The 23,530-nt window shown below is 32.7% G+C and carries 21 protein-coding genes; 10 read left to right on the top strand and 11 right to left on the bottom strand.

Annotated features, from left to right (window positions below; all coding sequences use genetic code 11):
• Positions 1-36 precede the first annotated feature (36 nt).
• A complete protein-coding gene (locus B3J26_RS12385) occupies positions 37-1,662 on the bottom strand; it encodes an alpha/beta fold hydrolase (RefSeq protein ID WP_280045878.1) in 1,626 nt (541 codons plus the stop codon).
• A gap of 165 nt (positions 1,663-1,827) precedes the next feature.
• Here B3J26_RS12385 and pgi point away from each other — a divergent pair, with 165 nt between their 5' ends.
• Complete coding sequence (pgi, locus tag B3J26_RS12380; RefSeq protein WP_280045877.1) at positions 1,828-3,480, top strand: glucose-6-phosphate isomerase; 1,653 nt, start codon at positions 1,828-1,830, stop codon at positions 3,478-3,480.
• Positions 3,481-3,526: 46 nt separating this feature from the next.
• Here the strand turns inward: pgi and B3J26_RS12375 are convergent, their stop codons facing one another.
• The 8 genes from B3J26_RS12375 to B3J26_RS12340 all read right to left on the bottom strand — a co-directional run bounded on the left by B3J26_RS12375 (position 3,527) and on the right by B3J26_RS12340 (position 10,987).
• Positions 3,527-4,765 carry an MFS transporter gene (locus tag B3J26_RS12375; RefSeq protein ID WP_280045876.1) on the bottom strand — a complete coding sequence of 413 codons (1,239 nt, stop codon included), beginning with the start codon at positions 4,763-4,765 and terminating at the stop codon, positions 3,527-3,529.
• Positions 4,765-6,498, bottom strand: coding sequence for a thiamine pyrophosphate-dependent enzyme (locus B3J26_RS12370; protein ID WP_280045875.1), 1,734 nt, complete (start codon positions 6,496-6,498; stop codon positions 4,765-4,767). Before B3J26_RS12370 ends, B3J26_RS12375 begins: the two co-directional genes overlap by 1 nt.
• A 229-nt stretch (positions 6,499-6,727) precedes the next feature.
• Positions 6,728-7,249: a plastocyanin/azurin family copper-binding protein gene (locus B3J26_RS12365; protein ID WP_114998433.1), complete on the bottom strand. Its 522-nt coding sequence runs from the start codon at positions 7,247-7,249 to the stop codon at positions 6,728-6,730.
• Positions 7,250-7,345: 96 nt separating this feature from the next.
• A complete protein-coding gene (locus B3J26_RS12360; protein WP_052217917.1) occupies positions 7,346-7,993 on the bottom strand; it encodes a 7-carboxy-7-deazaguanine synthase QueE in 648 nt (215 codons plus the stop codon).
• A 4-nt stretch (positions 7,994-7,997) separates the two neighbouring features.
• Positions 7,998-8,873: a bifunctional 5,10-methylenetetrahydrofolate dehydrogenase/5,10-methenyltetrahydrofolate cyclohydrolase gene (locus B3J26_RS12355; protein WP_038336522.1), complete on the bottom strand. Its 876-nt coding sequence runs from the start codon at positions 8,871-8,873 to the stop codon at positions 7,998-8,000.
• 150 nt (positions 8,874-9,023) lie between these two features.
• Complete coding sequence (locus B3J26_RS12350) at positions 9,024-9,482, bottom strand: hypothetical protein (RefSeq protein ID WP_291074720.1); 459 nt, start codon at positions 9,480-9,482, stop codon at positions 9,024-9,026.
• Positions 9,483-9,570: 88 nt separating this feature from the next.
• Complete coding sequence (locus B3J26_RS12345; RefSeq protein ID WP_291074719.1) at positions 9,571-9,984, bottom strand: hypothetical protein; 414 nt, start codon at positions 9,982-9,984, stop codon at positions 9,571-9,573.
• 1 nt (position 9,985) lies between these two features.
• Positions 9,986-10,987, bottom strand: a complete 1,002-nt coding sequence (locus B3J26_RS12340) for an NAD(P)H-dependent glycerol-3-phosphate dehydrogenase (protein WP_291074718.1) — start codon at positions 10,985-10,987, stop codon at positions 9,986-9,988.
• Positions 10,988-11,083: 96 nt separating this feature from the next.
• Between B3J26_RS12340 and B3J26_RS12335 the strand changes: the two genes are divergently transcribed.
• The 8 genes from B3J26_RS12335 (at position 11,084) to B3J26_RS12300 (ending at position 19,915) form a co-directional block, all read left to right on the top strand.
• On the top strand, positions 11,084-12,502 hold the full coding sequence (locus B3J26_RS12335; protein WP_291074717.1) for a lipopolysaccharide biosynthesis protein: 1,419 nt from the start codon (positions 11,084-11,086) through the stop codon (positions 12,500-12,502).
• Between the two features lie 2 nt (positions 12,503-12,504).
• Positions 12,505-12,939 carry a dUTP diphosphatase gene (gene dut, locus B3J26_RS12330; protein ID WP_038336568.1) on the top strand — a complete coding sequence of 145 codons (435 nt, stop codon included), beginning with the start codon at positions 12,505-12,507 and terminating at the stop codon, positions 12,937-12,939.
• A 98-nt stretch (positions 12,940-13,037) separates the two neighbouring features.
• Positions 13,038-14,060, top strand: coding sequence for a sugar phosphate nucleotidyltransferase (locus B3J26_RS12325; RefSeq protein WP_291074716.1), 1,023 nt, complete (start codon positions 13,038-13,040; stop codon positions 14,058-14,060).
• A 5-nt stretch (positions 14,061-14,065) separates the two neighbouring features.
• Positions 14,066-14,866, top strand: coding sequence for a DUF4292 domain-containing protein (locus B3J26_RS12320; RefSeq protein ID WP_291074715.1), 801 nt, complete (start codon positions 14,066-14,068; stop codon positions 14,864-14,866).
• On the top strand, positions 14,866-16,533 hold the full coding sequence (locus tag B3J26_RS12315) for a murein hydrolase activator EnvC family protein (RefSeq protein WP_221627893.1): 1,668 nt from the start codon (positions 14,866-14,868) through the stop codon (positions 16,531-16,533). The genes B3J26_RS12320 and B3J26_RS12315 overlap by 1 nt, the downstream gene beginning before the upstream one ends.
• Positions 16,534-16,570: 37 nt before the next feature.
• Complete coding sequence (tatA, locus tag B3J26_RS12310) at positions 16,571-16,753, top strand: twin-arginine translocase TatA/TatE family subunit (protein WP_038336575.1); 183 nt, start codon at positions 16,571-16,573, stop codon at positions 16,751-16,753.
• 81 nt (positions 16,754-16,834) lie between these two features.
• Positions 16,835-17,446 (top strand): DUF4254 domain-containing protein, encoded by a 612-nt coding sequence (locus tag B3J26_RS12305; protein WP_114998393.1) that lies wholly within the window; start codon positions 16,835-16,837, stop codon positions 17,444-17,446.
• A 267-nt stretch (positions 17,447-17,713) separates the two neighbouring features.
• Entirely contained in the window at positions 17,714-19,915 is a 2,202-nt protein-coding gene (locus B3J26_RS12300) for a M1 family metallopeptidase (protein ID WP_291074714.1), read from the top strand.
• A gap of 91 nt (positions 19,916-20,006) precedes the next feature.
• Here B3J26_RS12300 and B3J26_RS12295 read toward each other — a convergent pair whose 3' ends face one another.
• Positions 20,007-22,145 (bottom strand): S9 family peptidase, encoded by a 2,139-nt coding sequence (locus tag B3J26_RS12295; RefSeq protein ID WP_291074713.1) that lies wholly within the window; start codon positions 22,143-22,145, stop codon positions 20,007-20,009.
• Positions 22,146-22,154: 9 nt separating this feature from the next.
• Positions 22,155-22,502 carry an arsenate reductase family protein gene (locus B3J26_RS12290; RefSeq protein WP_038334703.1) on the bottom strand — a complete coding sequence of 116 codons (348 nt, stop codon included), beginning with the start codon at positions 22,500-22,502 and terminating at the stop codon, positions 22,155-22,157.
• A 110-nt stretch (positions 22,503-22,612) separates the two neighbouring features.
• Between B3J26_RS12290 and rluF the strand changes: the two genes are divergently transcribed.
• Positions 22,613-23,527 (top strand): 23S rRNA pseudouridine(2604) synthase RluF, encoded by a 915-nt coding sequence (gene rluF / locus B3J26_RS12285; protein WP_038334704.1) that lies wholly within the window; start codon positions 22,613-22,615, stop codon positions 23,525-23,527.
• Positions 23,528-23,530: the final 3 nt, after the last annotated feature.

The raw sequence follows: 23,530 nt of genomic DNA, 5'->3' as shown, positions 1-23,530 counted from the left end.
AAAGATATGGAGAAATTGAAAACTAAACTTATGTTCCTATTTTTTCAAAAACTTCAAAATAGCTTCATTTAATATTTTTGGCTGTTCAAAAGGAACATAATGCGTTGAATTTGGAATAATCAATAACTCCGCTTTTGAAATATTTTGTTGAATTTCTTTCGTATAACTCTCTTTTACTTCATCTTTTTCACCAGCAATAACCAATACAGGATTTTGAATTTTATTTAGTTCAGATTTTGTAATATTTGGTTCATTTAACATCAATTCGATTAAGCGTGAATTCGTGTTTTCTGAAGGTTTATTTGCTAAATTTTTCAAACTCCCAATTAGTTCTTCGCTTACTCCATTTGGGTTAAGAACAGCACCAATTGTTACAATTTTATTAATTATTTCAGAATATTGAGCATTGAAAATTAAAGCTGTATTTCCACCATCACTCCAACCAACAAGATTGACTTTCTTTAGATTAAGTTTTTGTATCACTTGAAGTAAATCGTTTGCAAACTCTTCATAAGTGTAAGGTGTATTTGTCAAATCGGTACTTCTCCCTTGTCCGCGTGTATCAAGAGCAATTACTCGATAATGCTTGGCAAAAAATGGAATTTGTTGATAAAAATCTTCTATACTTCCATTATTTCCATGTAGAAATATCAAAGGCTCGCCTTGTCCATATTCTTCATAATAAATCTTCGCATCATTTATATCAATATATTTTCCTGACTTATTTTTTCCATATATCGACTTTTTAGCACTCTCTTTATGTTGATAATATGAAATTAATTCTTTTGTTTTTGTATCAATTTCCTCAGGCTTTTCCTCATTTATAGTCAATTTATCTTTTGAATATAAAACTTCTAAGTTAGCGATAAAAACGCCTGGAGAAGCTTCCCAATTACCTTGACTTTGATATCTAAACAACAAGTCTTTTCCTAAAGATTTCTTGGCAGAAACACCAAAAATAAAATCTTCTTGAGCAAGTTTTTTATAATCAACTAATTGTAGTGTAACAGCGATTTTATCAACATTTTTGTATCGAAATTTATAAGGTGCTAAATCAATTTTTTGCCATCCAGTTGTAGATGTTTTATAAATAATATTTTCGTCTAAAAGCGATTCTGTTGGCAAATCATTTTTAACAGCATAAATATTAACTTTTAAGGTAATTTCTCCGTATTTAGAACTTGGAATAATATGAAAATTGAATGCGTTTAGTTTTGTATTTGGGTAAATTTCAAAAATATTTCCTTGTTCAATTGTTGGTACATTTTCATCAAACATTTTAGAAAAAGTAAGCATTGGACGAGTTTTTTGACCAATAATTTTCTCTTTCATTTTTTCTGTTTTAAGTGTAACTTCTGTCAATGAAATTGATTTTTCATTTAAAATAATAACAGAATTTTGTTGGATTTCTTCTATAGATTTTGAAATTTCATCATAACCTGATGCATCAAAAATTAAGTGACTTTTAGATTGATTTTCTGGAATTTCGATAGAAAATTGACCATTTTCATCTGTGATTGTTCCAACTTCTGAATTTTTTATTCCAATCGAACAGTATGCAATTGGCAAATTATTGCTGTCTTTTACACTTCCTTTTAATTTAATTTGAGCTTGAAGAATTGTACAAATTGTTACGATTAATATAAAAAAATAGTTGCGCATATTTTATTGTTTTGGTTATAAGACGAATTGTTTTTAAAAAGGTTACATGACTAGATTGATAATTATTTCTTAAAATTTTTCTGCTACAACGTTATCGAGACAATATTGATTTTGAGATGAATTTGAAATGATTAAATTTGTTAAGGAAAGAATACTAAAAATATTATGGCTTTAAATACAATCAATCCAACAACTACAAAGGCTTGGAATGCGTTAGAGAAACATTTTCAAACGATTCAGCATACATCAATCAAAGAACTATTTGCTCAAAATGCAAATCGTTTTGAAGAATTTTCGATTCAATATCCCTCATTATTAGTAGATTATTCGAAAAATAGAATTAATGCAGAAACGATTCAACTTTTGGTTGATTTAGCGAAAGAAATGGATGTTGATACTGCAATTCAGCAAATGTTTGAAGGAGATGTAATCAACGTGACAGAAAAAAGAGCTGTTCTGCATACAGCTTTGCGCAATCGCTCTAATGAAGAGGTTTTGGTTGATGGAAAAGATGTAATGCCTCAAATTAATGAGGTGTTAGATCAGATGAAATCTTTTTCGGAAAAAGTAATTTCGGGTGAATGGAAAGGTTTTTCAGGGAAAGAAATTACAGATGTTGTCAACATCGGAATTGGTGGTTCGGATCTTGGACCTGTGATGGTGACAGAAGCGTTGAAACATTATAAAACTCGTTTAAATATTCATTTTGTTTCGAATATTGATGGAACGCATTTAGCAGAAACTTTTAAAGAAATAAATCCTGAAACAACCTTATTTATTGTTGCTTCAAAAACATTTACAACGCAAGAAACGATGACAAATGCTTTTTCTGCGAAAGAATGGTTTTTGAATTCTAACGCAAATGAAGCTGATGTTGCGAAACATTTTGTGGCATTATCGACAAATGCAGAAGGTGTTGCTAATTTCGGAATTGATACGGCAAACATGTTTCAATTTTGGGATTGGGTTGGTGGTCGTTATTCATTGTGGAGTGCGATTGGTTTGAGCATTGCTTTGGCAGTAGGTTTCGAAAATTTCGAAGAATTGTTAGAGGGAGCACATGAAATGGATGTGCATTTCAAAACAGAAACTTTAGATCAAAATATACCAGTAGTTTTGGCGCTTTTAGGAATTTGGTACAACAACTTCTTTGGTGCAGATTCGGTTGCTTTGTTACCTTATGAACAATATTTATCGCGATTTGCAGCATATTTTCAGCAAGGTGATATGGAATCGAATGGTAAATATGTTGGTCGAGATGGGAAAAAAGTGGATTATGAAACGGGACCAATTATTTGGGGAGAACCAGGAACAAATGGTCAGCATGCTTTTTATCAATTAATCCATCAAGGAACAAAATTAATTCCAGCCGATTTTATTGCAGGAGCTAATTCGTTGAATGTTTTAGGCGACCATCATGCAAAATTATTATCAAACTTTTTTGCTCAAACAGAAGCTTTAGCATTTGGAAAAGATGAAGAAACGGTTATTGCTGAATTAGAAAAAGCAGGGAAATCGAAGGAAGAAATTGATTTCTTAACTGCTTTCAAAATTTTTGAAGGAAATCGTCCTACAAACTCAATTTTATATGAAGTGTTGACTCCAAAAGTTTTAGGAAATTTAATTGCGATGTACGAACACAAAATTTTTGTGCAAGGAGTTATTTGGAATATTTTCTCTTTTGATCAATGGGGAGTAGAGTTAGGAAAACAATTAGCAAATGTGATTTTACCAGAGTTAGAAAATGATGAGCAAGTTACTTCTCATGATGCTTCTACAAATGGATTAATCAATGCTTATAAATATTGGAGAAAATAATTTATCAATATAATTACTAAAAAATCCGCTCAATGAGCGGATTTTTTTATGAATTTTTGTGACCAGTTTCTTTTAAAAATAAGGTTAGAATAATGGCAATAAATATTCCGATGATCCAAAACCAAATTGCTTGATGATAATGTCCAGTTTTATCTGTAACATTTACAATTTCGTTTCCATATAATTTAGCAAAAACAGGATTAACTAGAGAAGTTACACCAAACGTCAAAAAGTTTTGAACTCCAGTTGCAGAGCCTTTTACATAATCTGGATTAGCTTCTTTGATAACCGAATATGGAATCATTGCGACTCCAGAGAAAAGCCCAAAAATGAAAAATGTAACTTTTATTGGAATTAAATCTGGAAGATAAATGAGTTGTAAAAACATCAAGATCATTCCGATACAACCAAAAAGAATAACAGGTTTTCTTTTTCCTATTTTATCCGTTATATAACCCATTAATGGACATCCAACTACCCAGCCTAGTGACGCCATAGCAGCAGTCATAGCAGCAGTGTGAGCATCAAAACCTAAGTCTAATTTGAAAAAAGGAACAGCCCAAGTCATGGCAAAAATCGTTGTCGGTATAAATAATAATCCAGAAATAATACCAGTTAACCACGAATTTGGATTGCTGAAAATAATTTTGAAAGGTTCAATAAAAGAGGTTTGTTTACTTTTTTCGATCTCTTCTTCAGACGATTTTGGAGTTATGAACAGCATTGCTACAGCTGGAATTATACATAAAACTCCAGCAATTATCCAAAATGTTTTATATCCAAAACCATTTTCTAATAATGGCGCAACCACAAATTGTCCTGCCGCTCCACCAAGCATTCCTATACATTGAGAGAAGCCTATTGCTGTTGCTAAAGATTTTGATGAGAATCCTTTGGTTGCTAAATAGACACAACCAGGAAAAGCAAATGCGCTACCCGCTCCTTGTAATAATCTGCCTGTTGTTCCAGCAAATTGGGAGGAAGCGATAAATAAAATACATCCTATTCCGAGTATAAAACACCCTGCAAACATCGAATATCTTGCACCAAATTTGTCTAAACATATTCCAGCAATTAAAGCGAATATCGAATAAGTGTAATAATATGTTCCAATAAGAGAAACTAAATTTTCTTTAGAAATGTTGTAATTCTGAGCCAAATCTGTGATCATTAATGAAGGTGCAGAACGAGTTGCGTAATCAATGAAATAGAAGATTAAGCCTAAAACCCATGCAATGATGAAAAGTTTTTTACTTGATTGTGTGATAGATGATGATTGATTCATTATAAATCTTTTAAATGTTTATAATTGGATTTAATAGTTTCCATTACCTCATCCATTTTTCCACCTAACATTAGTTTTGCCATAGATTTTGTCATTCCAATCATTTGATCAAGATCTACTTTTGGAGGCATTGCTAAAGCGTTTGGATTTGTAAATACATTTAATAAATACGGTCCATTATGAGCAAAAGCTCTTCCGATTGCATCAGGTAAATCATCGGGATTTTTAACCGATTCGCTTTCTATTCCCATTGCTTTTCCAATCAAAGTAAAGTCAGGATTTTCCATATCTGTTTCATTGTCAGGTAAACCAGCAACTTCCATTTCCAATTTAACCATTCCTAATGTTCTATTATTAAAAATAATAAGTTTAACAGGTAGATTATATTGTTTGATGGTTGCTAAATCTCCTAATAACATCGAAATTCCACCATCACCACACATAGCAATAATTTGTCTATCAGGATATGCCATTTGTGCACCAATCGCTTGAGGCATTGCATTTGCCATAGAGCCATGATTGAAAGATCCTAACATTTTTCGCTCTCCCGTACCCGTTATATAACGTGCTCCCCACACACAACACATTCCTGTATCAACTGTAAAAATGGCATCTTTTGTAGCTAACTCATCTAATAAATAAGCTGCATATTCGGGTTGAATGGCATTTTCTTTTCCTTTTTCATGAACAAATGTCATTTTGCTTTCAAGAACTTTCTTATACATTTCTAATTGACTATCCAAAAAATCTCTGTCTTGCTTAGGTTCTAATAACTCAATTAATTCGTTAATTGTTTCTTTTGCATTTCCGACTAATCCTAAATCAATTTTAGCTCTTCGTCCAAGTTTAGAGCCATCTGAATCAATTTGAATGATTTTTTTATCTGTTGGAATAAAATCTTTATAAGGAAAATCGGTACCAATCAAAATAATTAAATCAGCTTTGTGCATAGCATGATAAGCAGATGGTTGACCAAGTAATCCTGTCATTCCTATTTCATTTGGATTATTGGGTTGAATACTCATTTTCCCTTTGAACGAATATCCAACTGGAGCATGCAAATGACGAGAAAGTTTTATAACTTCTTCATTTGCTTGAGATGCGCCAATTCCACAGAATAAGGTAATATTATTTGCATCATTTATAATAGAAGCAGCTTCTCTTAATTCAGTTTTATTTGGAGTAATAATAGGTTGATTGAAATAGAAATTCGAGGTATAATTACTTTCAACGGCTTCCATTTCTGCAATATCTCCTGGAAGTCCAATAATTGCAACATCTTTTTTTGAAATAGCATGTTGTATAGCTGTTTGTACCATTCTAGGAACTTGTTCTGCTCGAGTAATAATTTGATTATAACAACTACAATCATCAAAAAGTTTAATAGTATTCGTTTCCTGAAAATAATCTGTACCAAATTCTATTGTAGGCAGAGTAGAGGCAATTACAACTAAAGGAGTTCTTGATTTATGCGCTTCATAAACTCCATTGATCAAATGTACATGACCAGGACCAGAGCTTCCAGCGCAACATCCAATCCCATTCAATTCTGATTCGGCAGTAGCAGCTATTGCTCCAGCTTCTTCATGTCTTACATGAACCCAATCAATTTTGTCACTTTGTTTAACTGCAATATTAAAAAAATTGAGACTATCACCAGTTACTGCATAAACACGTTTTATATTCGCTTTTTCTAGTAATTCTACAATTTGATGTGCTACATTCTTTCCCATAATAAAGTATTTTTTTGATTGTGACTAACAAGTTATGAAATTATAGAATGAAAATATTTGGAATAAGTGTTAAATATTTGAACAATAAATTTTTGTAAAATAAAAAAGCCTGTTAAGAAACAGGCTTAAAATTAACACATGAGGACAAAATTTACTCTACTAAATCTTATACGATTAATATAATTCAATATTTGTGCCAATATTATATTTGACATATTAAATATTTAATTTATTTAACCGCTTTTATTTTTCCATTCATTGTTGCAAAATGTCCTGGGAAAGAGCATAAAAAATCATAAGTACCTTCTTCTAAGGTAAATTTGATTTGATCATTTTCTTTACCACCTAACAATTTTGTGTGCGCAATAATTTCTGATTGTAATTCTGTCGGAATATAATCTGTCGCCTTAGCAGAAGCCGCTGTATTTGCAAAAGCAGAAGCATCAGAACCTGGTTTTAACAAAATAAAATTATGTCCCATTGCTTCTTTTGACATTTCACCAGCATTCATTAAGATTAAAGTTACTTCTTCACCAGCTTTTACTGTAAATTCAGTTTTATCGTAGCGCATATCATCACTCGCTTTCAAAACAATATGATTGTTTGTAGCAGGCGTAGCTGTAGAAGTTTCAGCATCTTCTGATGGAGCTGTACTATAATCTATTTCTGGTTGAGTTGTTTCATCTTTCTTAGAACCTCCGCAGCTCATCATCAAAATTGCCGCGAAACTCATCAAAACTATTTTTTTCATTATTTCAATTTTTTGTTTGATATAAAAATAATGAAATCCAGTAACTTAAAAAAGTTTACTCAGTCTAAATAGAACTGATTTTAAACAGATAAATATCTAAGGAATATCCAAATATTTGTGTGTTTGTAAAGAATAACGCCATTTCGGATTTTCTTTTACATATTCCACAATCAATGGAAGATTTTTGTCGCGTTTGCTCCATTCTGTTTGTAAGAAAAGTGTACAATCTTTTCCAACACGAGCAGCTTGTTCTTCAGCAAACTGAAAATCGTGATTATTGAACACAATACATTTCAATTCATTTGCAGCTTCGCAAACTTCGTCTAACGGCAACATTAATTTTTTAGGAGAAAGACAAACCCAATCAATTTCTCCACTCAACGGATAAGCACCCGAAGTTTCAATATGGATTCTTGCACCTTTTTCGTGTAGTTTTTTTGTCAAATAAGTCAAATCCCACATCAAAGGTTCTCCTCCTGTAATAATGATTGTTTTGGCTTGAGAAGTTGCCAAATCCACCAATTCATCAACATTAGTTAAGGGATGCTTTTCAGCATCCCAACTATCTTTTACATCGCACCAATGGCAACCTACATCACAACCTCCTAATCGAATAAAATAAGAAGCCACACCTGTGTACATTCCTTCACCTTGAATTGTGTAAAAATGCTCCATAACAGGCAATAATTTCCCTTCTTGTATCAATTGTTGTTCTTCTGCAGTTGTTGATGCAATGTGTATCATAATTTTATTTTTTGTTGTTGTATGCCAACAATGTGTTTTTTAATAACATAGCGCGTGTCATAGGTCCAACTCCTCCTGGAACTGGCGTTATCCATGATGCTTTTTCTTTTACATTATCAAAATCTACATCACCAGCTAATCTAAATCCTCGTGGATTAGTTTCGTCATCAACGCGTGTAATTCCTACGTCAACGATAACCGCTCCATCTTTTACCATATCAGCTTTTAAGAAACCTGGAACACCTAATGCAGTGATCACAATATCAGCTTCTTTTGTAAATTGTTCTAAATTTTGAGTTTTCGAATGAGTTAATGTAACTGTACTGTTTCCAGGATTTCCGTTTTTACTCATCAAAATACTCATTGGGCGACCAACGATGCGAGAACGACCAATCACAACTGTATGTTTACCAGCTGTATCAATGTTATAACGCTCTAACATTTCCATAATTCCGTAAGGTGTAGCAGGTAAAAATGTTTCCATTTCTAACGCCATTTTCCCAAAATTCATCGGATGAAAACCATCTACATCTTTTTTAGGATCAATTGCATTGATAACCGCTTCTTGATCGATGTGTTTTGGTAATGGCAATTGCACGATAAACCCGTCCAATGTATCATCATTGTTCCATTTTTCAATTTCAGCAATCAAATCTTCTTGAGAAATTGTATCAGGCAAACGTAATTCTGATGACTCGAAACCTACAAAATGACAATCCTTGATTTTATTGTCAACATAGGTCTGAGAAGCACCATTACTTCCTACTAAAATTGCACCCAAATGTGGTACACGAACTCCTTGGTCCTTGTAATTCTGCACCAGCTCCTTGATCTCTTGTTTGATCTCTTTTGCCAGTTTAATACCGTCTAAAATTTGCATTGTTTTGTTGTGTTTGCGCAAAGATACGGACAAATTGGAAAATAAATCATTAAGTTTTGAGTTGATGATTTTCTGATTAAATAGAAAAACCACTTCGTTGTGAAGTGTTTTTAGCATTATTGATATTTTTTCTGCGATTCTTTTAAGTAATTAAAAACTTGTGTTGTGTTCATTTTTTTTAGAATTTATATTAAAAATAAACATGCCAGTTTCGACATTGAAATAATAATCTTTTTCTCCATTTTTCAATTGAAACCATTCCAACAAACCATTTGTAAGATTAACACCAATCCAATTGATTTGTGAAGTTTTCAGATCGAAAATAAAATTATCATTCGGATTATTTGTGGTGATATAATGTGTTTTGTCGTCCAAAACATATAAAACACCACTTCCTTGAAACGCTTTCATTTTTAAGAATTTTGATTGTAGATTTCCAAAGTTATAACGCAAAACTGCTTTAAATTCTACATTTGGAGGAACTTGTGTTAACAAAGCATTTTGTTTCTTTTCGCGTGATTTACTTGACCAAAAAGTTATTCCAAAAATTAAGGCAAATGGTAAAAAACAACAAAGTAATGATGATAGTAATGAGAGAATGTTATCCATAATAGATTGATTTAGGTTGTGTTAAGATACAAAAAAAAGCTGTTAGTTTTCTAACAGCTTTTTTGAAATTTTATAAAGTTTGATTTTATTACAAATTACTCATTTTTTCTTCTACAACTTTTCGTTCTTGTGCAATCAAATGATCTTCTTCTGTCGGAAATTGAAAAATTCCAGAATTGATGCTTTCAATGCGTTTCAAGACTTCGTAAGATGCTTTTGCTTTTACAGCATCTTCTCGATTTATATAAATACGAATCGCTTTCATAAACGTCAAAATATTTTTCTTTTTCAATTCATCTGCCAACAAAAACTGATCGCGTTCTTCGTTTGCTTCCAATAAAGTAGACAAATTATTGTCATCAATTTTGTAATACGATTGTAACATTTGATTGAAAATAATCAAAAAACCTTCATCAGCATTTCCGACTTCTAACGAAATAATTCGAGCCAATGTTTTGTTTAATTCTTGAATATATTTTGAAATAAAATCTTGTTTAATCATCTTAATCTAATTTTTTAGACAACTTTTCGAAAGTTTTCTTCGGATTTTTATCTTCGTATAAAATCTTATGAACAGCATTGATAATTGGCGCTTTTATTTGATATTGCTCATTCATAATCGCCACACCTTTTGTCGCATAGTAACCTTCGGCAACCATATTCATCTCCAAAATAGCAGATTTTACAGTATAACCTTTTCCTATCATATTTCCGAACATACGATTTCGTGAAAAGAATGAATATCCTGTCACCAACAAATCGCCTAAATAAGCCGAATCGTTAATTTTACGTTTCATTGGACTTGCTGTTTTCAAGATATGATTCATTTCTCGAATTGCGTTACTCATCAAAACTGCTTGGAAATTATCTCCATAACCCAAACCATGCGCTATACCTGCTGCAATCGCGTAAATATTTTTCAATACCGCGCCAAATTCAGTTCCGTAAATATCGTTTGAAAGTTTCGTTTTGATAAAATCACATGCCAAACAATCCGCAACAATTTGTGCTTTAGCTTCGTCTTGCGCCGCAATTGTCAAATATGAAAGACGCTCCAAAGCAACTTCCTCAGCGTGACAAGGACCGCTTACAATTCCTAATTGTTCTTCTTTTACATCGAATTTATCGAACAAATATTGCCCAACCAATTGATAATAATCTGGAATAATTCCTTTGATTGATGTCACAACAAATTTATCTGTCAACGGAACAGTTAATTTACTCAAACAATCGGCAACGTAAATAGATGGCACAACCAAAAAGATGATATCCGAATTCATGACAACTTCGTTGATATCCGTTGAAATTTTAAGCTTTTCTGACTTAAATTCGACATCAGTTAAATAATTTGGATTGTGTCTATTTCGCTCCAAATATCCTTTTACGTATTCATCTTTTACCCACCAGTTGAAAGTTTCAAGGTTTTTATTCAGCATTTTTGCAATCGCAGTTGCCCAGCTTCCATTTCCTATTAATCCAACTTTACGATTAGATAACTCTATCATAATATATGTATTGAACAGACAAAGTTAATTAATTTGTAGCTTAGGTATTTTGAATTTTACGAAAAGAAACTCAATTTTGTAAAAATTTTAACGACTTTGTATAAAAAGCTTTTTAGTGAGACCATTATCTATGGTATTGGCTCTATATTGCCGAGGGTAATTATTTTAGCATTGAATTTTTTTATTATCAAGCAAGTTGATAATTCAGATTTTGCAATGTTTTCTCAATTATATTCTGCGGTTTCTTTCCTGAATGTCATTTTAACATTTGGTTTCGAAACAGCCTTTTTCCGCTATGCAACCGAAAAAGGAATGTATCAAAAAGTGTTGAATACAGCTTTTTGGTTTATGGTGATAAGTTCTACTGCGATGCTCGTTTTGGTTTTTCTTTTTTTACAACCTTTGGCAGATTTTGCAAATTATAGCGATCATCCCGAATACTTGTTGTGGTTTGCGTGGATTGCGTTTTTTGATGCAATTTGTGTGATTCCTTTTGCGGTTCTACGTTTTAAAAATCGACCAATATTATATACCGCAATTCGTGTCATTCAGAATGTTTTTCAAGCAGTTTTGACAATTGGTTTGTTGTATTATGTTTCCAAAGATTTTATGCTAAGTCTTGGTTTTGATAATGCAATTTCCTATCCGTTTATTGCGAATTTATTAGCGAGTATTTTAGGTTTTGTATTGTTAATAGGCGTTGTACGTCATGTTCAATTCAAATTTGATCAACCACTTTTCAAGCAAATGTTTTTGTACGGTTATCCGATTATGATTGCTGGTTTAGGATATATCTTGAATGAAAATTTCGATAAATTAGTTCAACGACAATTAATAGATCCTGCAGCAGCGGGTTCTTATGGCGCTTGTTACAAATTAGCAACATTGATGACGCTTTTCGTAACGGCTTTTCGAATGGGAATAGAACCATTTTTCTTTAAAGTTGCTAAAAAAGGAGATGCAAAACAGACGTATGCGAATATTCTGTTCTTTTTCAGTATCATTTGTAATATTGTGATTCTTGGAATTTTAGCAAATATAGATTGGATTAAGAAAATATTTGTTCCAAATTCAACGTATTGGAATGCTTTAGATATTGTACCAATTATTTTAATTGCGAATTTATTTTTCGGAATTTATTACAACCTTTCAACTTGGTACAAAGTTACAGATAGAACAAGTATCGGAACTATAATTTCATTGGTTGGTGGTGCAATCACTATTATTTTGAATGTTTTTTTATTGCCAAAATATGGTTTTATGGTTTCTGCTTGGACAACTTTATTAGCGTATGGTGTAATGATGGTGATTTCGTACATTTGGGGGCAGAAAGTTTATCCAATTCCATATAAGGTGAATAAAATTCTACTTTACATGGGAATTGCAATTGCTCTAGCATGTACAAACTACTATATGCTCGATTCTAATTTGATTATTGGTAATCTGATTCTTATCGTGTACATTGCGTTTATTGCGTTTGCGGAAAAAAACACACTTAAAAAACTAAGAAAATAAAGATGAAAGTAAAAGTTATCAACATCTCGAAACACGCTTTACCAGAATATAAAACAGCTTTATCGGCTGGAATGGACTTAACAGCTAACATTGATGCACCAATCGAATTAAAACCTTTGGAAAGAAGATTAATTCCAACAGGATTGAGCATTGAACTACCAGCAGGTTACGAAGCACAAGTTCGTCCTCGTAGTGGAATGGCATTAAAATATGGTTTAACTTGTTTGAATTCTCCTGGTACAATCGACGCAGATTATCGTGGAGAAATTGGTGTTATTTTAGCGAATGTTTCAAACGAAGCAGTTACAATCAACGATGGTGAGCGAATTGCACAATTAGTAATCGCAAAACATGAAACGGTTGAGTGGGAAGAATCAAACGCTTTAAATGAAACTGAACGCGGAGCTGGAGGTTTCGGAAGTACAGGAAAACAATAAATAATATTTTTTGTTATTCTGAGCCTGTCGAAGAATCTAAAAAAGAATTAATCCAATAATAAAATATCAATCTAACAAAAAATATTTTTAGAAATAAAATGAAAATTATTATCCCAATGGCAGGACGTGGTTCACGTTTACGCCCTCATACATTAACAACACCAAAACCATTAATTCCAATTGCTGGAAAACCAATCGTCCATCGTTTGGTAGAAGATATTGCAAAAGTTTGTTCAGAAAAAATTGACGAAATTGCTTTTGTGATTGGTGATTTTGGAGCTGAGGTTGAAGCTGATTTAATTGCAATTGCAGAAAAATTAGGAGCAAAAGGAACAATTTGTCATCAATTGGAGCCGCTTGGAACAGCACATTCTATTTGGATGGCAAAAGAAGCTTTGGATGGACCAACAGTTGTGGCGTATGCAGACACATTATTCCGTGCAGATTTCAAATTAGATATGGAGTCGGATGGCGTTGTTTGGGTAAAACAAGTTGATAATCCTTCGGCTTTTGGTGTAGTGAAATTGGATGATAATAATGTTATTACAGATTTCGTTGAAAAACCAAAAGAATTTGTTTCTGATTTGGCAATTATTGGGATTTACTTTTTCCGTGATGGGCAAAAGCTATATAAAGAAATTGAATATTTATTGGAAAATGATATTCAAAAAGGTGGAGAATATCAATTGACAGATGCATTAGAAAATATGCGTGCTGCGGGTGATAAATTTACGCTTGGAAAAGTGGACGAATGGATGGATTGTGGTAACAAAGCGGTTACAGTTGATACTAATACACGTGTGTTGAATTTGGACAAAGAAGATTTCAAAACGATTTCGTCTTCTGCAAAAATTGACAATTCATTAATTATTGAACCATGTTTTATTGGAGAAAATGTCGTGATTAAAAATTCGAAAATCGGACCTTTTGTTTCATTAGGAAATGGAACGGTTGTTGAAAACTCGAATATTGATAACAGTTTGATTCAAGAAAATTCAATCATCAGTAATGCAAATCTTACAGATACTATGATCGGAAATAATGCCAAATATTATGATGTTTCGCGAAGTATCAGTTTAGGAGATTATTCAGAATTGGATTTCAAATCACACAAAGCATAAAAATTATGATTAAAAAATTAACGTATATCTTTTGTTTAGGGGTTCTTGCAACAGCTTGTAACACTCAGAAAGCAGCAAAAGTAGATAAAGATAATACAGAAGTTGTTTCGGCTTCTTCAAAAATTATTCAGCAAACCTTGTCAAAAAAATCATCATTCAAAGATTTGACGATTAAGGCAAAAGTAACAGCAGATTTAGAAGAGATTTCTGGAGATGCAAACGCTACAATTGCTGTGAAAAATGGGCAAAAGATATGGGTTAATGCAACAAAATTTGGATTTACAGGTGCTCGCGCATTGATTACGCCTGATGGTTTTTCAGCTTTTGAAAAGTTAGGTGGAACATATTATGAAGGAGATTTTTCTATTGCAAATAAATTATTGAAAGTTGATTTTGTCGATTATCAAAAATTACAAAATTTGATGTTAGGAAAAGTTTTCGTTGATCTAAATCCTACAGATTATACAGCTACTTTTACAGATAATCAATATACGATTACATATAATAAAAATCAAGCAATTTCTATTTCTCCAAAAGAAGGCGAATACATACAAACATATGTTTTTGACAATGGTTTCCGATTGAAAGAAGCACATCTGAAAGATCCAAAACGAAAAATGGAAGTTGATTTGGCTTACGACAATTGGGTAAAAGCTGGAGCAGAGGAATTTCCGAAAAATGTTAAAATTATTATAAAAGAGAAAAAAACGCGTCAAATAGACTTGGAATATAATAGTTTTACGTTTCAGGAAACGAACACACCGTTCTCAATTCCAGATGGGTATAAGAAAAAAGAAATAAAATAATGAAGTTTGTTTTATCAACTGTACTTTTAACGTTGTCATTATCAGTGTTTGCGCAGGTTCCGTACAATAAAGCGAACTTACAAAAACAGAATGCTCAGCTTAAAAAAGAGATTATAAACTTAAACAAACAACTCGAGGTTAATAAGCAAAATTCGAAGTTAAATGTTGATTTTGTGCAGAATTTGACGAAAAAAATTCAGGTACAAACAAAATTAGTTAACAACTTATCGAAAGAAAAACGCTTTATCGAGGACGAAATTTATTTAACTCAATTAGAGATTAATAAACTTTCGCGCGAGTTGGTTGAGCTAAAAAAAGACTACAAACAGGTTTTGGTTCGAGCATATAAGAACAAATCTGTTGAAAATAAATTACTTTTTGTGCTTTCTTCTAAAAGTTTGGGAGAAGCATATCGTCGTATCAAATATTTAGAAAAATATTCGGCTTTTCAATTAGGACAAGCAAATGAAATTATCGGTAAACAAACTGATATTCAGACGAAAAAAGCAAAAAAAGAAAAAGCGAAAGACGAAAAAGAAAAAGTACTTTCTCAGCAAACTTTGTTTAGTCAAAATCTTGAAAAAGAACGATTAACAAAAGAGAAAGCGGTCGAAGAATTCCGTAAAAACGAAGGTGTTATTGCTGCTGAAATTAATGCAAAAGAAGCACAACAACGTCAAATTGATGCACAGATTAAAGCAATTATTGAAGAAGAGATTCGACAAGCAAAGATTCGTGCAGAAAAAGATTTAAAAGATTGGAACGAAGCTAAACGAGGAAATACAATTGCATCTTATAATGAGTATTTAAGAGATAACCCAAAAGGAGATTATGCGAAATCAGCTCGTACAGCTATTTTAAGAATTGAGAATGATGCCAAAGCATGGAATATTGCACGTTCAGCGCATACAAAACAAGCGTATCAATCTTATTTAAATCATCATCCAACAGGAAGTTTCGTATCTACAGCAAAAACAGAAGTTGCTAAATTTGAACAATTAGAACGCGAAGCTGAAGCAGAACGTCAACGTATCATTGCACAACGTAAAGCAGAAGAGGAAGCTCGTTTGAAAGCTCAAAAAGAAGAAGATGCTCGTAAAATTGCAGCAGCTAAAGCTGAAGCTGAGCGTAAAGCGAAGATAGAAGCTGAGCAGAAAGTTGTTGTAAAAGTGCCAGAAAAAGAACGTGTTGTAAAAGTAGATGCAGTAAAACCAGCTGAGACTTTTGCAGAACGTCCAGATTCTGAAGGTATTTCGGGAGAATTCTCATCAAACAAAGGTCGTCTACCTTGGCCTGTTGATAAAGGAACGGTTGTAAGTAGATTTGGAGCTAATTCTCACCCAGTTTTATCTAATATTACAACGCAAAATAGTGGTGTTGATATTTCAACTTATCGTGGAGCACATGCACGTGCTGTTTACGAAGGAACTGTTCAAGCTGTAATGAGTGTATCTGGAAATGGTAAGTCTGTATTGGTAAGACATGGTTCGTATTATTCAGTTTATACAAACTTATCAAGTGTAAGTGTTTCGAAAGGTGATGATGTAAAACGTGGTCAGTCTTTAGGAATTATCTATACAAGTGGAGATGGAGAAACAATCATGAATTTCCAAGTTTGGAGCGGAACAACAAAACAAAATCCTGCTTCTTGGGTAGCGGGAATGTAATAAATTAATTATATATTTGCATTAAAATCAATTCAGTATGGGATTAGGAGGTAAAGAATGGATCGTAATCGTACTTGTTGTGTTATTATTATTCGGAGGAAAGAAAATTCCTGAATTAATGAAAGGATTAGGTTCTGGATTAAACGAATTCAAGAAAGCAACAAAAGATGATAACAAATCAGAAGCTACAGAAAGTACTTCTGACAAAAAAGAAAATTAAAATATATTTTTAATTAGATAATAGAGCATTGTAGTTGCGTATACAATTACAATGCTTTTATTTTATAAACTAAAACAAAACATGAAATTCACAGATAAAGCTTGGTCTATTTTTAATCAAAGTATCAATGATTATCACAAATATGATGATGTAAATCGTCAAATCGAAAATCCATATAGCGAAGAAGATTTAATCGCTCATTTATTGTATAAAAAAAATTGGATTGATACAGTTCAATGGCATTTAGAAGATATTATTCGTGATCCACAAATTGATCCAGTAGAAGCATTAAGCTTAAAACGTTGGATTGATAAATCAAACCAAGAACGTACAGATATGGTAGAATATGTGGATAGCTGGTTTTTACAACAATATGCGAATGTAGAAGTGAAAGCAGATGCAACTTACAATACAGAATCTCCTGCGTGGGCTGTAGACCGTTTTTCTATTTTATCGCTTAAGGTTTATCACATGAAACAAGAGGTAGAACGTGAGGATGCAACACCGGAGCATAAAGCAGCTTGTCAAGTGAAATTAGATGTTTTGAATCAACAACATCAAGATTTATCAACAGCGATTGAAGAATTGTTGGCTGATTTTGAAGCAGGTAAAAAATACATGAAAGTGTATAAACAAATGAAAATGTATAATGACGAGGATTTGAATCCAGTTCTTTATGCAAACAAGAAATAATTTTCAGAAAAATTAATAAAATATAGAAAACTCATCTTTTTTAGATGAGTTTTTTTATTGCGTACAAATATGTTAATTTCATCTAATCAAAATATTAGAATGAAAAAACTGAAATTTATTACTTGCTTTACCTTATAATCAACCTAAAAATTAACACCAGAAGAATTTAAAAAGCTTCAAACTAAAATTTTAGAATAATTATAAAGTTGAAATTACCTCGTATTGAAAAATATGAGGTAATTTTATAATTACTGTAAAATTTCACACATGAAGAAAAATTATTTCAAACCCTTACTTTTAGGAATAAGTTTATTCTCGATTTCGGTTTTTGGTCAACAAGAAAAACCAAAATACGATTATCAAGAAGCTTTCAAACCATTTTTTTATCAGAATAATGCAACAGAAACTCGTTCGGCGAGTGGAAAACCAGGTCATAATTATTGGCAAAATCGTGCAGATTATAATCTGAATGTTAGTTTGAATGAAGAAAAAAATGAAATTTCGGGAACATCTGAAATTACATATACCAACAATAGTTTTGATGATTTAGACTTTTTGTGGTTACAATTGGATCAAAATTTATTCAAAAAAGAATCTCGAGGAAGTGCTTTATTACCGATTTCTGGAAGCCGTTATGGTGATTCAACTTCTGAATTTGAAGGAGGTTATAAAATTAAATCTGTTCAAATAGACGGAAAAGAAGCGAAATACACTGTTTCGGATACACGCATGCAAATTGATTTGATTAATCATTTGAAAGCTCGTGGAGGAAAAACAAAAATAAAAATCGAATATTCATTTGTTTCACCAGATTATGGAGCCGATAGAATGGGTGTAGAACCAACTAAAAATGGAAAGATTTTTACGATGGCGCAATGGTTTCCTCGCATGGCGGTTTACGATGACATCATGGGATGGAATACATTACCATACTTAGGACCAGGAGAATTTTATCTGGAATATGGAGATGTAACAGCAAATATTACAGTTCCGTCTACGCATTATGTGGTTGGTTCAGGAGAATTATTGAATGAAAACGAAGTCTACTCGAAAGAAGAAGTGAATCGTTGGAACAAAGCAAAAGCGAGTGATAAAACCGTTATTATTCGTTCTGCTGATGAGGTAAACAAAGCGACAAAAGTTGCAAAAGGAACAAAAACGTGGAAATTTAAAATTCAGAATACACGTGATTTTGCTTGGGCTTCATCATCTTCGTTCATCTTAGATGCAGCAAAAATTAATCTTTCAAGTGGTCAAAAATCGTTGGCAATTTCGGCTTATCCAGTAGAAAGTGACGGAAATGATGCTTGGGGAAGATCGACAGAATATACAAAAGCTTCTATTGAGCATTACTCGAAACAATGGTTAGAGTATCCTTATCCAGCGGCGACAAATGTGGCAGGAAATGAGGGTGGAATGGAATATCCTGGGATTGTTTTTTGTCATATGACTTCGAAAGGTGAAGGTCTTTGGGGCGTTACAGATCACGAATTTGGACATATTTGGTTCCCGATGATTGTTGGTTCTAATGAGCGTGTTCATGGTTGGATGGACGAAGGTTTTAATACGTTTATCAATGATATTTCGACGAAGAATTTCAACAATGGCGAATATTACAAAAAGCAATCTGCACAACGAATGGCGGGTTATTTATTCAGCGATAATCTTGAGCCTGTAACGACTCAACCAGATAATATGCGCGAAAGAAATATCGGTGCATTGTTGTATTATAAGCCAGGTGCAGGAATGAAAGTTTTGCGTGAAACAATTTTGGGTGAAGAAAAATTCGATAAAGCATTGCGCCAATACATCAAATATTGGGCATATAAACATCCAACGCCAGAAGATTTTTTCCGCACGATGGAAAATGTTTCAGGAGAAGAATTATCTTGGTTTTGGAGAGGTTGGTTTTTGAATAAATGGACAATTGATCAAGGAATTAACAGTGCAAAATATGTAGATGGAGATTACAAAAAAGGCTTGATTTTGAAAGTTGAAAATTTTGGACAATTACCAATGCCAACTACTGTTCAAGTGAACTTTAAAGATGGGACTTCTCAAGAAGTTAAATTACCGATTGAAGTTTGGAAACGTAATACAGAATGGACATTCAAAGTGCCTTCAACAAAAGAAGTTTCGATGATTAAATTGGATCCAAATGGAGCTTTACCAGATATTGATTTGAAGAATAATACATTCAATATGGCGGATGCAAAACCTGTTGAAAAGGTTAATCCAAAAGAATACGAAGGTACATTTACGAATAAACAAATTAATTCAGAATTTGTGTTGAAAGCTGAAAACGATAAATTGAAATTAGTTTTTGGTGGACAAACTATTCCATTAGATTATCAAGGTGATAGTAAATTTGTGAATGAACAAGGCGGTTTGGAGTTGACTTTTGCAAAAGATAAAAAGACATTTTCTGTAGAAGAAGCTGGACAAAAGTTTGAGTTTACAAAGAAGTAAATTTGTTCTAAATTTTCATACTGAACCCGTTTTAGCATCACATCATAAAATATAAAAAACCACTTCATAAGAAGTGGTTTTTTGTTGACTATTATTTTTGAGATGTACCTTCTGGTTTAAGATATAAATCGAAGTAATCTGTAATTTTTTGCATCAAATGAACGCGATCTTTTCCACGAACATTATGCTCATGTCCAGGATAAACAAAATAATCCATTTGCATACCATTTTTCACTGCTTCGCGAATAAAATCAATCGAATGTTGCCAAACAACCACATTATCTTGCGCTCCGTGAATCATCAATAATTTACCTTTTAAGTCTTTTACACGGTTAATTAAATTCGTGTTTTTGAAACCTTCAGGATTATCTTGTGGCGATTCCATGTAACGTTCCGTATACATAATTTCGTATTGCGTCCAATCTAAAACTGGTCCACCAGCAACTCCAACTTTGAAAACGTCAGGTTTACGTAACATGAATGATGTTGTCATAAATCCACCATAAGACCAACCATGAATTCCCATACGTTCCGCATCTACGAAAGGTAAAGTTTTCAAGAAATCGACACCTTTCATTTGGTCATTCATTTCTGTAGTTGCTACATTTCCGTGAATCGCTTGTTCAAATTTAAGACCTCTATTAGCTGATCCGCGTCCGTCCATTGTAAACACAACATAACCTTTTTCCGCTAAATGATCATACCAAAGATTTCCTGTTGCAGGAAAACGATTTGTGATTAATTGCGCGTGAGGACCATTGTATAAATAAACGATAACGGGATATTTTTTCGAAGAATCAAAGTTTGTTGGATAGATTAATTTTCCATACAAATCTGTTCCATCATCTGCTTTTAACGTTACATTTTCAACTTTCGCTGTATTGTAATTTGCCAAAGGATTTTGAGCAGTTAAGATATTTTGTTTGAATTTTCCGTTTGCATCCAATACATCAATTTTACGAGGCGTGTTATCATTACTCCAATTATCAATTGCATATTCTCCGTTCGTTGAAACCGAAACATTGTGCGTTCCAGCATCAGTTGTTATTTTACGCAATTTTCCATTCTCCCAATTCACCGCATATAAATGACGATCTTTCGGAGAATCTTTTGTTGTCATGATTAAGAATTCTTTTTTCTTCGCATTTTCTCCAACAAGATCCGTTACAATCCAATCTCCTTTTGTGATTTGGTTCAATAATTTTCCTTCCGTATTGAATCGGTACAAATGCATAAAACCATCGCGTTGCGACCACCAAACAAACTCGTTATTTTTTCCTGGAATAAAATGCAATTCGTTTTGAGGTTCTACATATTTTACATCATCTTCTTTGAATAATGTTTTAATCAATTTCCCTGAAACAGCATCATATTGATTCAATTCCATGTGTTTTTGATTACGAGAAAGTAATGCGATATAAATATATTTTTCGTCTGGCGACCACGTAACCGAAGTTAAATAATGATCTACTTCTGGGTGAGTTTCTAAGAAAGTCGTTTTTTGAGAGGTTGGATTATAAACACCTAACGTAACCGTATGATTTTTTGTTCCAGCAAATGGATATTTGATGTTTTTGTTCACCGCAGGTTGTACAGACCAATCGATAATTGGATAATCTGTAACCGCTGTTTGATCCATTCTATAAAATGCAACTAAATTCCCTTTTGGAGAAATGAAAATTCCTTTGTGAATCCCAAATTCATTTTGATGAACCGATTTTCCATTCACAATTTCATATTTTCCGTCTTTGGTAATTTGATGTGTTTTTCCAGCTTTATCAACAAAAAATAAATTGTTGTCAATTACATATCCAACTTGATTATTCGTCGCGTCGAATTCTACATTTTCTGCATTGTCAGGTAATTTCAACCAATCGGCTTGTTGACCAGCAGTTGTAATTGTTTTGTAACCTGTTTTTGTCGAAAAATAAGCTTGCTTATCATTGATCCAATTCAAAGACGGAATTCTTTTATTCTCAAATTGAGAACTTCTAAAAATTGTATCCGTTTTAAGAGATGGAACTTCTTTCTTGATTAAAGCTTCTCCGTATGATGTTTTTACATTTTGCGTGTACGCATTTTGATTCGGAATCCATTGTACTTGATTTAGATTCTCGATACGTAAATTTGTCGATAATCCAAGTACAGCATCCTCCATTGTGATGTTCTTTTTCTGAGCAAGTAAACTCGCGCTCATCAAAAGTGTACTCAATAAAATTGTTTTTTTCATGTGTGATTTCTATTTCAAATATTGCCCAAGGGCTTCTAAGTTTTTCTTTTCGTTTCCAATAAAAATTTTGTCTCCATCTACCACGACAGGACGTTTTAGGAAAGTATAATCTGATAAAATATAATTTTTGATATCATCTTCAGAAAGCTGTTGATCTTTCAATCCTAATTTTTTGTAATTCTGTGCACGACGTGAAAATAGAGCTTCGTAGTTGCCAGCTAAATTCTTCATTTCTTCTAATTCTTCTGCTGTTATCGCAGTCGATTTTATTTCATGCAAATCAAAACCTGTAAAATCAAACTCTTTCATAATACGTTTGCACGTATCGCAAGTTTTCAAAAAAAATATTTTTTTCATTTCTCAAAATCTTTGGTTTTGTAAAGATAAATAAGTTTCATCGTTTTGCAGAATGATAAAGAATTTTGTCAAAATATATTTCAAATCGATAAAAAACTATCTTTGCAAGTATGGAAGAAACTAATTTTTTGCGTTTAAACAAATATATTAGCGATAGTGGTTTTTGTTCGCGTCGTGAAGCAGATCAATACATCGAAAATCGTTTGGTACAAATTAATGGACGAGTTGCTAAAATTGGGCAATTTGTAGGACCAAATGATGTGGTGACTGTAAAAGGTGTCGAAATAGAACCGCGCGAAAAGGAGCATGCGGTTTATATTATGCTGAATAAACCTGTGGGCGTTACGTGTACAACAGATCCTACAGATCCAGATAATATTATCGATTTTCTTTCGTTTGGAGAACGAATTTTTCCGATTGGTCGTTTAGATAAAGATTCGCAAGGATTGATTTTATTGACAAGCGATGGTGATATTGTGAATAAGATTTTACGTGCTGGAAATAATCACGAAAAAGAATACATTGTAACCGTTGATAAACCAATTACGGATGAATTTTGCGAACGAATGTCGAAAGGTGTTCCGATTCTTAATCAGGTTACGAAGAAATGTAAGATCGAAAAAATAAGTACAAATGTTTTCAAAATTACATTAATCCAAGGTTTGAATAGACAGATTCGCCGTATGTGCGAATATTTTGGATATGGTGTAAAAAAATTAGAACGTGTTCGGATTATGAATTTAACGTTGAATGTAGGAATTGGTCAACATCGAGATTTAACGGCAGAAGAATTAGCAGAAATCAATCGCTTGACGAAAGATTCGGAAAAACACGAAGAAAAGAAACCAGCTTCAAAATCAAAAAAATCATCAGCGAAAAAAACAAAAGAAATTTCTCCAGATTTTAAAGATTCGAAAGGAAAATCAATTAAAAAGCCAGTAAAAAAATCAACAACTCAAGCCAGAGTAGGAAAAAGTAAACCACCTACAAATACCAAAGGAGGGAAATTTGGTAAAAGAAGATAAAAT

Origin of the sequence: Empedobacter sp. UBA5987 (genome assembly GCF_002429865.1) — a bacterium.
Taxonomy (GTDB): domain Bacteria; phylum Bacteroidota; class Bacteroidia; order Flavobacteriales; family Weeksellaceae; genus Empedobacter; species Empedobacter falsenii_B.
This window is presented reverse-complemented; position numbering and strand designations above follow the sequence as displayed.

Coding starts and splice junctions, on each gene's coding strand:
- B3J26_RS12385 (WP_280045878.1), bottom strand. CDS start 1,662: ATGCGCAACTATTTTTTTATATTAATCGTAACAATTTGTACAATTCTT.
- pgi (WP_280045877.1), top strand. CDS start 1,828: ATGGCTTTAAATACAATCAATCCAACAACTACAAAGGCTTGGAATGCG.
- B3J26_RS12375 (WP_280045876.1), bottom strand. CDS start 4,765: ATGAATCAATCATCATCTATCACACAATCAAGTAAAAAACTTTTCATC.
- B3J26_RS12370 (WP_280045875.1), bottom strand. CDS start 6,498: ATGGGAAAGAATGTAGCACATCAAATTGTAGAATTACTAGAAAAAGCG.
- B3J26_RS12365 (WP_114998433.1), bottom strand. CDS start 7,249: ATGAAAAAAATAGTTTTGATGAGTTTCGCGGCAATTTTGATGATGAGC.
- B3J26_RS12360 (WP_052217917.1), bottom strand. CDS start 7,993: ATGATACACATTGCATCAACAACTGCAGAAGAACAACAATTGATACAA.
- B3J26_RS12355 (WP_038336522.1), bottom strand. CDS start 8,873: ATGCAAATTTTAGACGGTATTAAACTGGCAAAAGAGATCAAACAAGAG.
- B3J26_RS12350 (WP_291074720.1), bottom strand. CDS start 9,482: ATGGATAACATTCTCTCATTACTATCATCATTACTTTGTTGTTTTTTA.
- B3J26_RS12345 (WP_291074719.1), bottom strand. CDS start 9,984: ATGATTAAACAAGATTTTATTTCAAAATATATTCAAGAATTAAACAAA.
- B3J26_RS12340 (WP_291074718.1), bottom strand. CDS start 10,987: ATGATAGAGTTATCTAATCGTAAAGTTGGATTAATAGGAAATGGAAGC.
- dut (WP_038336568.1), top strand. CDS start 12,505: ATGAAAGTAAAAGTTATCAACATCTCGAAACACGCTTTACCAGAATAT.
- B3J26_RS12325 (WP_291074716.1), top strand. CDS start 13,038: ATGAAAATTATTATCCCAATGGCAGGACGTGGTTCACGTTTACGCCCT.
- B3J26_RS12320 (WP_291074715.1), top strand. CDS start 14,066: ATGATTAAAAAATTAACGTATATCTTTTGTTTAGGGGTTCTTGCAACA.
- B3J26_RS12315 (WP_221627893.1), top strand. CDS start 14,866: ATGAAGTTTGTTTTATCAACTGTACTTTTAACGTTGTCATTATCAGTG.
- tatA (WP_038336575.1), top strand. CDS start 16,571: ATGGGATTAGGAGGTAAAGAATGGATCGTAATCGTACTTGTTGTGTTA.
- B3J26_RS12305 (WP_114998393.1), top strand. CDS start 16,835: ATGAAATTCACAGATAAAGCTTGGTCTATTTTTAATCAAAGTATCAAT.
- B3J26_RS12300 (WP_291074714.1), top strand. CDS start 17,714: ATGAAGAAAAATTATTTCAAACCCTTACTTTTAGGAATAAGTTTATTC.
- B3J26_RS12295 (WP_291074713.1), bottom strand. CDS start 22,145: ATGAAAAAAACAATTTTATTGAGTACACTTTTGATGAGCGCGAGTTTA.
- B3J26_RS12290 (WP_038334703.1), bottom strand. CDS start 22,502: ATGAAAAAAATATTTTTTTTGAAAACTTGCGATACGTGCAAACGTATT.
- rluF (WP_038334704.1), top strand. CDS start 22,613: ATGGAAGAAACTAATTTTTTGCGTTTAAACAAATATATTAGCGATAGT.